Raw genomic sequence first — 13,656 nt, forward strand, 5'->3', positions numbered from 1 at the left:
TCTTTATGAGTAGCCCTCGTTTACGTGTTCAGTTCGAAACACTGTTTGAAAAATTTTCCGGTCACGATACGGACGTTCAGCTCGAAGACATCACCGAAGCGTTGTTTTGTACACGTCGTAATGCTCGTATTGTTCTAAATAAACTTGAAGAAGAGGGCTGGATTGAGTGGCATCCGGCAGCGGGTCGAGGAAAACTTTCGAAACTCGTTTTTAAACGTAATCGAAGCGACGTCAGCGAAAACCTCGCCAGGCGTTATCTCGATGAAGGGAAAATCGGTCAGGCTCTAGATGCGCTTGATAACGATGCGGCACGATTGACGCAGGTTATCCAAGGTTATTTAGGGCTTCAGCATCGACAGGGCGAGCAGGTCGTGCGTTTGCCTTATTATCGACCATTGTCGATGTTAAACCCGCAGAAACCGATGCGGCGTTCTGAACAGCACATCGCCAGACAAATTTTTAGCGGACTCACTCGCCTTGATGAAAATGAACAACTTCAACCAGATTTAGCCCACACGTGGGAAGCAATTTCTGATACACATTGGCGTTTTTATCTTCGTCGTGGAGTACGCTTTCATAACGGTGAACCGTTAACAACCAGTTGTGTTCTTGAGAGTGTGCTTGCGTTAAATAGCTTGAACTTGTTTTCTCACATAAAGCGGGTGTCTTCGCCACAAGAGTGGACCGTTGATATTGAGCTCATCCGTCCTGATCGCTACCTGCCTCTGGCTCTGAGTGAGTCGCAAGCAAAAATTTTGCTACCGAGTGCTTTGCGTTCTGAAAGCTTCGATAGACAACCGATAGGGACAGGGCCGTTCCAAGTTAAAATGAATGATGATAAGCGTCTTATTTTGACGGCTTTTGATGGCTACTTTGGTTTTCGCCCTTTACTTGACCAAGTGGAGGTGTGGGTAATCGATGAAGCCTATTCTTCAATGGTTTATCCAAGCCTGTCAAAGCCGAAGATGGATAAACAAGGTTCATCCGATGAAGTCGAGCTGGACCCTGGCTGTACATTCCTATTACTAAACAAAAACACTGGGATTGCAAAAGATCCACGTTGGGCAGAGTTCCTCTCGCAAACCCTCAACAGTCACCAGATTTACGCGCATGTTCCACAAGATAAAGTGATGGAACTGGGAGTATTGCAAGCCTTTGGCCTTAAGCCCGGTTGGATTGATCTCAGGCCAGCGGAAGCGGGCAGCGTACCACAGGCTAATAAGGTAATTTCCGTAGCGTATCAGAAAAAGCATCCGATGTTTCCAGTAGTTGCCAAGGCCATCAAGACACTCTTAAAACCGCACGGTATAGAGGTTGAGTTTATTCGTTATGATTCTCAACCGCCCGCGCCGGAGGAAGTGGATATCTGGGTGAAAGCTATGGGCATTGCAACGAACCGAAATGACGCGTTGGCGGGCTGGCTCCTGGATTACAGTGATATTGAGAAGTTCAGTTCAGGTTACGATTTTAGTGAATGGGCTAAACTTGTCGATCAATGGCGTGCTGGGATGCACACAGACTTTCCTGCGCGTGAGCTAGGACGACAGTTAGTAAAAAGCTGTCAGGTGATTCCTATGTTTCACTGCTGGCTAGGCGTGAATAAAGACCACAGCGGTGCGTTACAAAATGCAAAGTGTAATGCCTTAGGTTGGTTTGATTTTAATAATGTATGGGTCAAACCGGATATAGAAAGTAACCATGGCGAAACCGAATAAAAAACAACCGACGAAAACCGTCGATATCTTTTGCTCTAAATGTAAAACTCAACTATTTAAGTACCGTAAAGGCGGGAAAGGCGCACTGGTTAAATGCTTCAAAGAGCGCATTGTTGACGATTTCACACAAACCCCATGTATTTGCCCCGCTTGCGGACAAGAGTTTGCAAGAGATACCCTAGTAAGAGGAACCCCCGCTTACAAAATGATTGGCGGCAAAGTGACGATGAAATAATAAAGGGCTAGAAAATGAGTATGAAACATGACTATTGCATGGTTTTAAGTACAACCAGTAATGAAAAAAATCGAGATCAGATCATTAAAGGTTTGCTAGATGCCCAATTAGCCGCGTGTATTCAAACAATGCCTATTGAAAGCCACTACGTTTGGAAAGGGGAGGTTTGTACTGACAACGAATGGTTGCTAGTCATCAAGACTCGTCGAGAACTTTATGAATTGGTGGAAGAGAAAATAGAAAACCTGCACGAATACGAGGTCGCTCAAATCGTACAGGTTCCAATTGTTGATGGGTTTAACCCTTATTTAGAATGGTTGAGAGAATCGACGTTGAGCCGACATTAAGAATAACGACAACACTGCACCAACGGTATCGCACAACATATCTTTCTGGGCGTCCCATATGTCACCTTGCGAGCCCAGAAAGGCAATTCCCTCATCGCCACCAGCCAACTCCGCATACCACCATTCGATAATCTCATAGCCAGCAGCAAGTGACATGATAGCAAACAAAGCAAACCAGCAAGAGAACGCTTTGTTGAACCGTTTTTTGTTTATCAAGTATTCAGCGATCGGATATGCGTAAAGGCCAATTGAAAAGTGCGCAACGCGATCAAAATTATTTCGCTCTGAACCAATCATGTCGTTAAACCAGTCAAACGGCACTTCGGAGAACGTATATTTCGCACCGATAGTGTGCAAACAGAGCCAGATGAACATTAAAAAGTAAGCCGTATTACTGAACTGATAGCGAATCGAAATCGCCCAAATAGCAACAAGAATACCAATCGCCGGGATAATCTCCGCAAACCAAACTGCACGTGAGTTAGGTTCCAACGCAGAAAATAAAAACACGATGGCATAAAAAATCGTTAATCCTAAGAGTGTCGAGGTGCTTTTCATAGAGTTATTTGATCCTTCAATTTATCTTACAGTGGGACTCCATAGATTGTGTTAATGATTACACTTAATTGAACGGTGTGCAATTGATATTTTAATGGGTTTTTTGATCACTGAAAATGTTGATTTATTGGCAAACTGCTCAACATTAAAACGTTTGCGCGTGCACTTTTCATTAAAGTTTGATTTACAACATGCCCATCCATAGAATCCATGATTCAGTCTAATAAAAAAGAAGTAAAGCCATGAAACTGGAAACTGTCGATTATCTTGCTGACGATGCTGCTCAACAGTTCGTTACCTCTTTACGCGAAACGGGGTTCGGTGTGTTGAAAAACCACCCGATTCCACAAGAGCTTGTAGAGTCAATTTACAAAAACTGGCATGAGTTTTTCTGTTCAGAACAAAAGAATGATTTTCACTTTAACGTAGACACCCAAGATGGCTACTTCCCACCTTCTGTGTCTGAAGTGGCAAAAGGGCACAAAGTGAAAGACATCAAAGAGTACTTTCATGTTTACCCTTGGGGTCAGATCCCAGAGCAGCTTAAAGCTGAAATCTTAGAGTACTACGAGCGTGCCAATGCATTTGCTCAAGAGCTATTAGGCTGGGTTGAAGCGTACGCACCTAAGGACGTTCAAGAGAAGTTCTCTATCGCGTTGTCAGAAATGATCAATAACAGTGACAAAACATTACTACGCGTGCTTCACTACCCACCGATGACAGGCGAAGAAGAGCCAGGCGCTATTCGTGCTGCTGCGCATGAAGACATTAACCTGTTAACGGTTTTGCCTGCTGCTAATGAACCTGGACTGCAAGTAAAGAGTAAAGAGGGTGATTGGATCGATGTACCATGTGACTTCGGGAACTTAATCATCAACATTGGTGATATGCTTCAAGAAGCGTCAGGTGGTTATTTCCCTTCAACGACTCACCGTGTAATCAACCCTACGGGTGGCCGTCAAGAAAAGTCACGTATCTCATTACCGTTGTTCCTGCATCCAAAGCCGGAAGTGGTGTTATCTGAGCGCTATACTGCACATAGCTACCTTATGGAACGTTTACGTGAGCTAGGGGTTATTTAACCTTTACGTGATCTCCTTACAAAGGCCGATGGTGAATGACTATCGGCCTTTTTGCATTTATGCTACAAAGTGGAAACTATGTTTTTTGTGCCGTGAATGGGGCCCTAAACTCGTGTCAGAGAGGATGAATGGAAGGACAACGTACTGTCAGTAGTATTGAGCCTCATGCAATAGAAAATCCGCTGCTTTGGCCAATGCTAGAAATTCTGAGAAAACAGCCCTCTAATTGGAAAGTGCACACCTTGGCAAGCTGGTTGGGTGAACAAGGTTATATTTCAAAGCTGGACGACTCTCCCGATAAGGATTTATTCAAAAGAAATTTCCTGATCATGAATGCATTATATCAACTGCAAGACACTCTGTATCCGGATAGCTGGCTTCAAGTCGAAGCCATGGATATTCAGCTCATGTCTTCGATGGAAGCTTTGAGGCATAAGATCGATATTCATGATCCTTTGCGTGATTATTACTTAGATTGGCGCAATTACGAAGCGGACGAAGATGAAGTGCGTCGATTGTTGAATGAATTTTGGACAACTTATCAAAAGTTCATAGGTGGTTCGTCAGTAGCCAGCGTAGATAAGACAAAGGCACTGTCACTATTTGAACTTAACACTGACGCTACGCCTGCGGAAATTAGAAAACAATGGCGAAAACTCGCGCTTCGTTGGCATCCTGATCGAGAAAATGGCGATGCAGAAAGATTTAGAGTTCTTTGTGAAGCGTGGAATGTACTGAGAAACGAATGATTCGCTAAGAATAAAGATAAAGGAAGGCAGCTAACTATAGCTGCCTTTTGATTGAACTGTCTCTGTCAGCGTATCAAAACTAGCATGATGACTTAAACTGAGATTTTCGCATGCGGTTGAGGGCAGCCATAACGTCTAGTGTGCGTGGTTTGGCTAAGTCGCCTTGCTTAGGAAGAGCGGCATGCCACTCACCAGACAGCATTTCTTCAATCTCCTTCGCCGGATGATTACACCAACCTGGAAGTTGAGCAATTTGGAACCATAACCAGCCAATTGTGTTGACTTCATCGGCTGACTCTATCTGTTCCAAAGCGCTAAGAACAGTAAACTCTTTACCAAATCGAAGTGACTCTTTGCCTTTCGCATTCACACGGAACTTGCCGTCAGTCAGAATATTCATCAACGCAACGCGGTTCAGTGCTCGAGGTGGGAAGGTCTGTAAACGTTCTTCTGACTCGTTATGGCGTTGAGTAGGGTGCTGAGCGATAACTTCTTTCGCTTTTTCAGTCACATCAACGGCTTGGTAGTCGTGCATTTGAATGACGGTATCGGCAACGTCTAAGTAGTCGCCCGACCCACCCATAACGATAATGGTAGAGATATCAAGATCATCTCGTAATTGACCAATGCGGTCGACGAGAGGAGTAATTGGCTCATCACCTTTTGCCACCAATGCCTGCATACGCTCATCTCTAATCATGAAGTTGGTAGCAGAAGTATCTTCATCAATCAATAATGTGCTTGAACCCGCTTCAATAGACTCTTGAAGCCAAGCGGCTTGCGACGTTGAGCCTGATGCGTCTTGAGTAGAAAAGTCCGCCGTATCTTTACCCATTGGTAAATGGTTGATGTAGTTCGACAGGTTCAAGTGGTGTACGCATCGGCCATCTTCGGCACGAATCTTCATAGCCTTGTTATCGGCAACAATGTATTCGCGACCATCTCCTGGAATATGATCGTAAATTGAACGCTCTATTGCATTTAATAAGGTAGATTTACCGTGGAAGCCGCCACCTACGATCAGTGTGATACCTTTTGGAATTCCTAATCCTGTGACATGGCCCTTGTTTGGCGCATGTAAAGTGACTTGTAGAGATTCAGGGGCTTTAAACTCAACGGCTTCTTTCATAGGAAGGTCGCAATTACCTGCAATTCGAGGAAGGATACTGCCGTTTGCGACAAACGCGACTAAGTTATTGGCCTCCAACTGTTCTCGCAGGGCATCTTGGTCTTCAACAACTTGGCAGTGCTTAATTAAAGCGGCTTTGTCGAGTTCACGCTCTAAAGTTGCTCGACGGATAAACTTAGGCAGGTGGAAAGTCAGTATGTTGTTGGCTTTTTTCCCCAATACTGAACGACCTTCGGCTGGTAAGTTAACTCGAAAACGCAGTTCAATACCTTCTTCAGTAAACAACACCGCGGTGCTATCCAGTACAGTTTGGCCTGTCAGTGAAATTGATACTGAGTTTTCTTGTTTAGCAAACTGTTCAAAACTACGCGCAATAAAATCACGTGCAGCTCTTTGAAATGCAGGAGACTCGTCTCTTAGCCACTCAAGACCAGTCAAAGACCATGCGCGAGTCGCACGAAAACGTGACGCCGATGCATAAGGGTCACCCTGTACATGATCGATAAACAAAGTGAAATCAGTGAAGTCGTATTGACCTTTGATTTGCTGATAAGCTCGATAGTTCTGCTTTTCAATTTTCTTAAGCGTGGCAGTCAACTGATCCATGAAGATATTAGCCTTTTAATAGAAGCGGGCGGCGATTATAGAAACCACCGCCCTCATAGTAAAGAGAATGCTTAGGAAGAGTAGGCGTATTGCCCGCCAGAAAGGCGCTGATTAAACAAACTTTGCTCAAATTCATTACAAGGCATAGGTTTACCATAAAGAAAACCTTGTCCGATATCACAGCCCTCACCAATGAGAAACTGCTCTTGTTGGGGAGATTCAATGCCTTCGATCACGACTTGGAGTTCCAGTTTTTTCGCAATGTGTATGATAGAACAAATTATCGCGCGATCATCGTCCGACTTTTCCATTTGCTGGACGAAGCTTTTATCAATTTTGATGGCATCAAATGGATATTTCTTTAAATAGCTGAACGAGGCATATCCTGTACCAAAATCATCAAGTGACAATGTCACACCTAGTTTGTGCAACTTATTTAACGTTGTGCGTGCTACTATTTCATCGGCAATTAGAGCGCTCTCGGTTACTTCGAGTTCGAGAAAGTGTGCTGGCAAATGGAAAGTGTCGAGTAGGTGTTGCACTTGTTCTGCAAAATTTACGTTTTGTAATTGAATGGGAGAAACGTTGACGGCAATTTTGAAGTTATCGATTAACTCAGACCATTGTTTCGCTTTGTCTATCGCGGTACGCAGAACAAAAGAGCCAACTTCAAAGATAAGCCCGTTTTGTTCGGCCATATGTATCAATGCTTCGTTGGAAACGTCGCCAAGTATTGGATGTCTCCAGCGAAGCAAGGCTTCTGCGCCAATCCATTTACGTGTTTTGGAGTCTACTTGAGGTTGAAAGTACAACACTAAATCGTCGTTACGCACTGCTTGTAAAAGGTAACTTTCCAGTTCATTGTGACTATTGAGATCCGCCGAATGATTTTCTCTAAAATAACTAAAAGGTTCGCCGGATTCTTTACATAGAAGCATCGCGTAACATGCATGTTGAAGGATACGCTTAGCATTGCTGCAATCTTTGTAAGCTTGAACTATACCGATATACGTGTGCAAATGTATTTCTGTTTTGTTGAAGACAAATCCATCTACGCTAATTTTAGTGATATCATCTAATAGTTGATTTAACCGAGCTTCAATATCCTCTCCCCAAATCAATAAAACCATGTCATTCGAACTTGGTCTACCAGTGATAAATCCGCTAGCACCGTGTCTGGTTAATCTGGAGTGAAATTCTTTTAAAATGTTGTCAAAGACCTCGAACCCGTGCCTGGTCTGAATACTGCGAGCGTTACTAAAACCAATGTTGATGACCACAAGCGATTGCTGATCACTATCAAGGGACTGTAAGGTGTATTGGACAATGTTCTCAAGTGCAGAGCGATTTAGAAACCCAGTTCCCTGATCATGTGTTTTTTGGTAGCTCACTTGTTTTTCCGCGGCTTTACGGCGATCAATTTCTTGTGTTAAGGAGTAACTTAACTGGGCTAAATCCGTGGTACGATTTTCAATTCGACTCTTTAGCTCGGTGTTAAGTCGCTGAAGTTTATGTTGTTGGTACACAACTGAAAGCTGTGCTTCGATTGAATCTTTGAAAGTTTCAAGCAACTGACGGTAACTATCGTTGTACTCGTTTCTCTCAGAGTCAAGCATACAGATTGTTCCAAATGTTTCCCCATTTGGCCAGAATAGCGGTAAGCCGCAATAAGAAATCATGCCTAGTTTGATGTCTGGGTTATTTTGCCATTCTTCATCTTCAAGCGCATTGGGGATTACAAGCTCGCCTTTCTGTTCTATAACTTGCTCGCAATACAAACCGTTACCAAGCAGCTCTGCATCGCCAGTACGATAAGGATTACCTAGAGTTTCGCTAGATGTATTTACTTCTATGCGATCCGGATGGATACGCATAATTAATGTGGTGGGTACGTGTGTTATTTGAGCCAGTAAGTTGACGATTTCCTGCCAACTTCTTCGCATAGACTCAGGGATTTCGTAGTCTAATGTTTGCAATCTCCCCATATAGGTCATCCTTTACGTGGTTTCACTTCCTGTGAATTAAAAATGCAGACTGCTCTATTTTGTTCTCGCTTTTTAATTAAGTATAGGGTGGCTAGGGCTCGAAACAAAAAAAAGTCCTGAAAAGTGTTCAGGACTAGGAATAGTTGTCACATATCTCATCCTTGAAACAGGTAACAAGCATCAAGGCTTAAGCGACATTAACGATTCAATAGAAATGTCTTGCGAATAGTCGACATATTCAAAGTTAAAGCCATTGAGCTTCATAAACTCATCTTTAAAACCTTGGTAATCACCAATCTCTTTAAAGTTTTCAGCATTCATCTGTTCTAAAAGAGCGTGGACTTCTTGTTGAACTTGCGGTTCAAGTTCCAAGTCATCTATTCGAATCAAGCGTTCGCCGTCAACTGGCACTTTCTCTTGATCGTATAACTTCGTAGTAAACAGTCGCTGCATTTGTTCAATACAGCGTTCGTGAGTACCTTTTTCCTTCATCACTCGATAAAGCGCTAACAGGTAGGGACTTAGCGCAGGGATGAATACACTGGCTTTCGTCACCAACGCCTTACACACGGTTGCGTAAGCACCGCCGTCAAAGTTGGCGAGTTTGAGGTTTAATGAATGACTGGTTTGGTGTAAATCGATTTTCGCTCGACCTAACGTACCATCGAGATAAATTGGGTGCGTAATGTCAGGGCCCATGTAAGAAAAGGCGATGGTTTTGCAGCCGTTTGCGATAGAGTCGTTATTGATGAGTGTGTCAATCCAGCTTTCCCAGTCTTCGCCGCCCATTACTTTAATGGTGGCATTGGCTTCCTCTTCTGTTGCAGGCGTTAAGGTGGTTTCTATCCACTTATCGTTCTCCAGCATGATAGAAGCGCCAGTGACAGGTTCACCAATAGGTTTAATGACACTGCGCCAAAACTCATCAGATTCAGGTTTAGGTCGAACACCGGTTGCCAAGCTATAGATGACTAAGTCAACTTCACCCTCAAAGTACGTTTCAATGGCTTCAATCACTTGATTGCGCACCGAACCAGAGAATGCATCGCCAACAATATTTATTGCGGTACGCCCGGCTTGATTTGCTTCTTGCTTAAAAAAGACGTTGTTATACCAACCCGCACTCCCAACCCCTTTCTCTGAAGGGCCACGCTCAAATGAGACGCCAATGGTATCGGCGTTAGCGCCACCGAACGTTAGGGCTATTCGTGCCGCTAGGCCGAAACCAGAGGAGGCACCAATAATCAAAACCCGTTTTGGGCCTTTTTTGATCTGTGGGGCGTGCTTTACGTATTCAATTTGCTCTTTAATAGATGCATGACACCCTTTGGGGTGCGCAGAGCGAGCAACAACACCTTGAATTAACGGTTCTATTCGCATGTTGTTATCTATCCTCGATGAGTGGAATTGAAAATAGATTAACGTAAAGTTACGTAAAACTTATTGAGCTAGACCATTAAAATTAGAGATGTTTAATTAATTCTTGAGCAACGAAATCAGCGATCCAAGGTTGTGCATCTGGTTTTGGGTGAAGGCCATCATCCATCATCCATTCTGGTTTGGTGACAACATGCTCTAAGAAGAATGGCATCAAGGCAACTTGTTGATGCTGTGCAAGCTTAGGGTAGATATCGTAAAACATATCGCTATAGCGCTTACCATAATTAGGCGGAACCCGAATTTGCATCATGACAACGTCCGCACCAGAATCTTTTATCATGGTAATCATTTTTGAAAGATTCGACGTAATAAGTTTAGGAGGGAAACCTCTTAGGCCATCGTTGGCACCTAACTCAATAAGTACCATGTCAGGGCTATGCTGAGTTAGCAACTGAGGTAACCGTGCTAAGCCATTGCCAGTGGTATCGCCAGAAATGCTGGCATTAATAACTGTTACATCTTGACCATGTTCTGACAACGCATCAGGGAGTAAGCTAGGCCAACTCTCTTCGATCGGCATCTGATAGCCTGCACTCAAGCTATCACCCAAGACAAGTAGTTTTTCGCTCGCATGTGCAGTAGCGGAAAAACAAAAAAATAGAACTAAGGAAAGTATACGAATCATGCAAACACCTGTACTTAATGCACCTATTGTTCAAGCCAATTTGGTTTCTAAACAAGTCTCTACTAATCAAGAACAATTAACAATCCTCAAAGACGTAAATGTTGACATCCGAAAAGGAGAAAAAATCGCCATCGTCGGAACTTCCGGTGCAGGTAAGTCAACATTGATGACGTTGCTAGCTGGTCTTGATACGCCGACATCAGGCGAAATTACTTTATTAGGTCATGAATTATCAAAACTGGACGATGAAGCACGTGCGAAAATTCGGGCTGACTCTTTAGGTTTCGTTTTCCAAAGTTTCTTGTTAATCCCGAGTTTGAGTGCATTACGTAATGTCACGCTTCCTTGTCTTTTACGTGGTGAAGCCGAAGATGAAGCAAGAGCAGCGGAATTATTAGCTGCTGTTGGATTGGAAAAACGTGTCGACCATTTACCAAGCCAGTTATCTGGTGGTGAACAACAGCGAGTTGCGCTAGCGCGTGCATTTATGACACAGCCTGAGCTGTTGTTCGCAGACGAGCCTACCGGCAATCTTGACCATCAAACCGCAGACAAAGTGATTGAGCTGCTATTCGATCTTAATGAACAGCACGGGACAACTCTGATTTTAGTAACACACGATGGTCATCTAGCAAGCCGATGTGACCGTATCTATCGTATGGAGGCGGGTGAGCTTAAGGAGGAGATATAATGTCTGCAGTATCATCAAGTGAAGCAACATCCACAGAGCAAAACAGTACAACACAGCACTCGTCGAATAAAAGTTTGATACGTTGGAGTTTCGGCGAAATAAGGCAGGGGAATCTTTGGCCTATTAGCGTTGCTCTTATTCTCGTGATTGCGAGTATCTTTGCGCTTTCTGCATTAGCAGAACGAATGGAGCAGGTGATCGTCAAGCAGGGGAAGGATGCATTAACGGCAGATGCGGTGTTTGTGTCTGCTAATCCCATTCCGGACACGTTGTTAACCTCGACTGAAAACCTTGAACGTTCGATGATGACGCGATTTGCCACTATGGCATTTAGCGATAATGGTATGCAGCTTATTTCTGTAAGGGCGGTGGATGATAATTACCCTTTAATGGGAGAGCTCGTTCTTGAAAATAATCCGGCCGGTCGCGTTAAAGAGAACCAACTCTGGCTTGATGAGCGGATTATGACTCAACTAAACGTAAACTCAGGTGACAGCGTCACGATAGGCGATGCCGAGTTTACTGTATCAGGCGCAGTATTGATGGAACCTGGCTTGAGCTTTAATCCATTTCAGCAAATGCCTTCTGCATACATTCATCAAAGTGACGTAGATAAAACAGGAGCAATTCAAGTTGGGAGCCGAGTTCAATACCGTCTGTTTTTACAAGCCGATGATAAAACACTAAAGAGCTTACAAGATGATACGCAGCTTTCTCCGAGCGATCGCTGGCGCACGCAAGATACTGCCAGTCGTAGTAATGAGGTTTTTGAACGCACGACGCAGTATCTGTCGTTGACCGTAGCGATTGTCATCATTATGGCAGCGACAACATTGGTTCTTACTTGTCAAAATTACGTGAACAGCCGGACACAAACTATCGCGATGTTGAAAAGTCTTGGTGCGAGTCGCCGATGGATTGAAAAGTGGTTATTTATTCAAGTCACAATCCTTCTCATTAGTGCCAGTGTCGTCGGTCTATTGTTAGGGAGCGGGCTGGAATATTTATTACGCATTCCACTCAAAGACTTATTACCCGATCCACTCCCTGGTTACGGTGTCACACCATTTTTGGTGGCATTTATCTCAGCAGTCTTGATTACGGTGCCTGCTCTCGGTATACCATTGTTAGGCTTGATTAAAACTCCCGCGTTAGAAGTGCTACAGCAGGGTAAAGCGCAACGTTCTTGGAAGCGAATGTTACTTGTTCTAGTTCCCGTTGTTCCATTGCTTTTACTGTATGCAGATAACACCTTAGTTTGGATCGTGCTCACTGGTATAGCGGTACTGTTTGTGGTACTCGCAGCAGTTAGCGTCATACTCACAAAGCTGTTTGCACGTGTGTCAACCCATCCTGCAATGAAGCTTGCGTTGAGTCGTATCAACCGGACGCCAGTAACCAGCGGCCTACAGTTTGGTGCTTTGGCATTATCTTTGATGTTGCTGTCTATCATTTGGCTTGTGCGCAGCGATATTCTCGCGGATTGGGAGAGAACCTTACCTGCAGACGCGCCAAATGTGTTCGCTTTGAACATTGGTGATTATGAGCTCGATAACTACCTAGAAACCCTAGATAAAAATGGAGTTACGCGGTCACAAGCTTATCCAATAATTCGTGGACGACTAACAGAGATTAACGGTCAAAACGTCAAAGAGATTGATTACGAAGGAGAAGGTTCTGACGCGATACGTCGAGAGCTAAACCTGACATGGGGAGATACCCTACCAGAATATAATGATGTGCTTTCGGGTGAATGGACAAACAAAGGGAGTGTATCTGTAGAAGCGGATGTAGCAAATGACTTAGGCATCAAACTCGGTGATACGCTGCGCTTTGTAATAAACAGTCAGAATTACGATGCAGTAGTAGATACCATCCGTTATGTCGAATGGCGTGACATGAAGCCTAACTTTTATTTTATTTTCTCATCTGACGTGATGGCTAATTTACCTGGTTCTTACCTCATCAGTTATAGGATTGAAGAAGGAAATGAAGCGTTGTTGACGTCAATGTCACGTGCTCACCCAACGGTCTCTGTTTTAGATATCCGAACTATGGGCGAGAAAATTCAGGCTTTGATTCAGCAAATCGTATCAGCAATCACCATCCTTGCTCTTTTAGGCGTTGTTGCTGGTCTGCTGCTCATCTTTACGCTACTGAGGTTAAGCTTGTCCCAACGCCAACAAGAGATTCGTTTGTATCGCACATTAGGTTCAAGTAAGAAACGGATCAACACAACCCTGTGGGCCGAGTACGGAATTATGGCGTTGATTGCTAGTGGTGTTGCGGTATTCGCTGCGGAAGTTTGTGTGGCCGCAGTCATGACATATGGATTCGATCTCAATGCACAAATTCACCCCGAATTGTGGATAGCTTTACCGCTTGCAACATTTGTTACGTTGGCACTTGTAGTGATGAGTTTGTTGAAAAGATTGTTAACGCCAGTAAACACTTAATCGCAGCGAGTGTTATCAAGTTTGGAACACTCCATGAC

At 43.9% G+C, this 13,656-nt stretch carries 12 protein-coding genes; 7 read left to right on the plus strand and 5 right to left on the minus strand.

Annotated elements, in window-relative coordinates:
- Positions 1 to 5: 5 nt before the first annotated feature.
- The 3 genes from KJB35_RS19610 to cutA are packed head-to-tail and all read left to right on the plus strand — an operon-like array spanning position 6 to position 2,297.
- Positions 6 to 1,715, plus strand: a complete 1,710-nt coding sequence (locus KJB35_RS19610) for an SgrR family transcriptional regulator (RefSeq protein ID WP_033907082.1) — start codon at positions 6 to 8, stop codon at positions 1,713 to 1,715.
- Positions 1,699 to 1,950 carry a hypothetical protein gene (locus tag KJB35_RS19615; protein WP_005376334.1) on the plus strand — a complete coding sequence of 84 codons (252 nt, stop codon included), beginning with the start codon at positions 1,699 to 1,701 and terminating at the stop codon, positions 1,948 to 1,950. The genes KJB35_RS19610 and KJB35_RS19615 overlap by 17 nt, the downstream gene beginning before the upstream one ends.
- A gap of 14 nt (positions 1,951 to 1,964) precedes the next feature.
- The gene (gene cutA / locus KJB35_RS19620) at positions 1,965 to 2,297 is read left to right on the plus strand and encodes a divalent-cation tolerance protein CutA (RefSeq protein WP_017634166.1); all 333 of its coding nucleotides are present in this window, start codon (positions 1,965 to 1,967) and stop codon (positions 2,295 to 2,297) included.
- Here cutA and KJB35_RS19625 read toward each other — a convergent pair.
- Positions 2,259 to 2,855 (minus strand): DUF2238 domain-containing protein, encoded by a 597-nt coding sequence (locus tag KJB35_RS19625; RefSeq protein ID WP_005376330.1) that lies wholly within the window; start codon positions 2,853 to 2,855, stop codon positions 2,259 to 2,261. The genes cutA and KJB35_RS19625 overlap by 39 nt on opposite strands.
- A 242-nt stretch (positions 2,856 to 3,097) precedes the next feature.
- Here KJB35_RS19625 and KJB35_RS19630 point away from each other — a divergent pair, with 242 nt between their 5' ends.
- Together KJB35_RS19630 and KJB35_RS19635 are read left to right on the plus strand one after the other, a co-directional pair.
- Entirely contained in the window at positions 3,098 to 3,937 is an 840-nt protein-coding gene (locus tag KJB35_RS19630; RefSeq protein ID WP_005386285.1) for an isopenicillin N synthase family oxygenase, read from the plus strand.
- A 128-nt stretch (positions 3,938 to 4,065) separates the two neighbouring features.
- The gene (locus KJB35_RS19635) at positions 4,066 to 4,686 is read left to right on the plus strand and encodes a DNA-J related domain-containing protein (protein ID WP_213907675.1); all 621 of its coding nucleotides are present in this window, start codon (positions 4,066 to 4,068) and stop codon (positions 4,684 to 4,686) included.
- A gap of 79 nt (positions 4,687 to 4,765) precedes the next feature.
- Here KJB35_RS19635 and KJB35_RS19640 read toward each other — a convergent pair whose 3' ends face one another.
- The 4 genes from KJB35_RS19640 to tesA form a co-directional block, all read right to left on the minus strand.
- Positions 4,766 to 6,421, minus strand: coding sequence for an ABC-ATPase domain-containing protein (locus KJB35_RS19640; protein WP_213907673.1), 1,656 nt, complete (start codon positions 6,419 to 6,421; stop codon positions 4,766 to 4,768).
- Positions 6,422 to 6,492: 71 nt separating this feature from the next.
- Entirely contained in the window at positions 6,493 to 8,406 is a 1,914-nt protein-coding gene (locus KJB35_RS19645) for a sensor domain-containing phosphodiesterase (RefSeq protein ID WP_005376326.1), read from the minus strand.
- Between the two features lie 180 nt (positions 8,407 to 8,586).
- On the minus strand, positions 8,587 to 9,786 hold the full coding sequence (fabV, locus tag KJB35_RS19650) for an enoyl-ACP reductase FabV (protein ID WP_005376325.1): 1,200 nt from the start codon (positions 9,784 to 9,786) through the stop codon (positions 8,587 to 8,589).
- A gap of 82 nt (positions 9,787 to 9,868) precedes the next feature.
- Positions 9,869 to 10,471, minus strand: a complete 603-nt coding sequence (gene tesA / locus KJB35_RS19655; protein WP_005376324.1) for a multifunctional acyl-CoA thioesterase I/protease I/lysophospholipase L1 — start codon at positions 10,469 to 10,471, stop codon at positions 9,869 to 9,871.
- Here tesA and KJB35_RS19660 point away from each other — a divergent pair.
- Positions 10,470 to 11,162, plus strand: coding sequence for an ABC transporter ATP-binding protein (locus tag KJB35_RS19660; RefSeq protein ID WP_005376323.1), 693 nt, complete (start codon positions 10,470 to 10,472; stop codon positions 11,160 to 11,162). The genes tesA and KJB35_RS19660 overlap by 2 nt on opposite strands.
- A complete protein-coding gene (locus KJB35_RS19665; protein ID WP_053303614.1) occupies positions 11,162 to 13,618 on the plus strand; it encodes an ABC transporter permease in 2,457 nt (818 codons plus the stop codon). Before KJB35_RS19660 ends, KJB35_RS19665 begins: the two co-directional genes overlap by 1 nt.
- The last annotated feature ends 38 nt before the right edge of the window (positions 13,619 to 13,656 follow it).

Source organism: Vibrio sp. D431a (assembly GCF_030248655.1).
GTDB classification, from domain to species: Bacteria; Pseudomonadota; Gammaproteobacteria; order Enterobacterales; family Vibrionaceae; genus Vibrio; species Vibrio alginolyticus.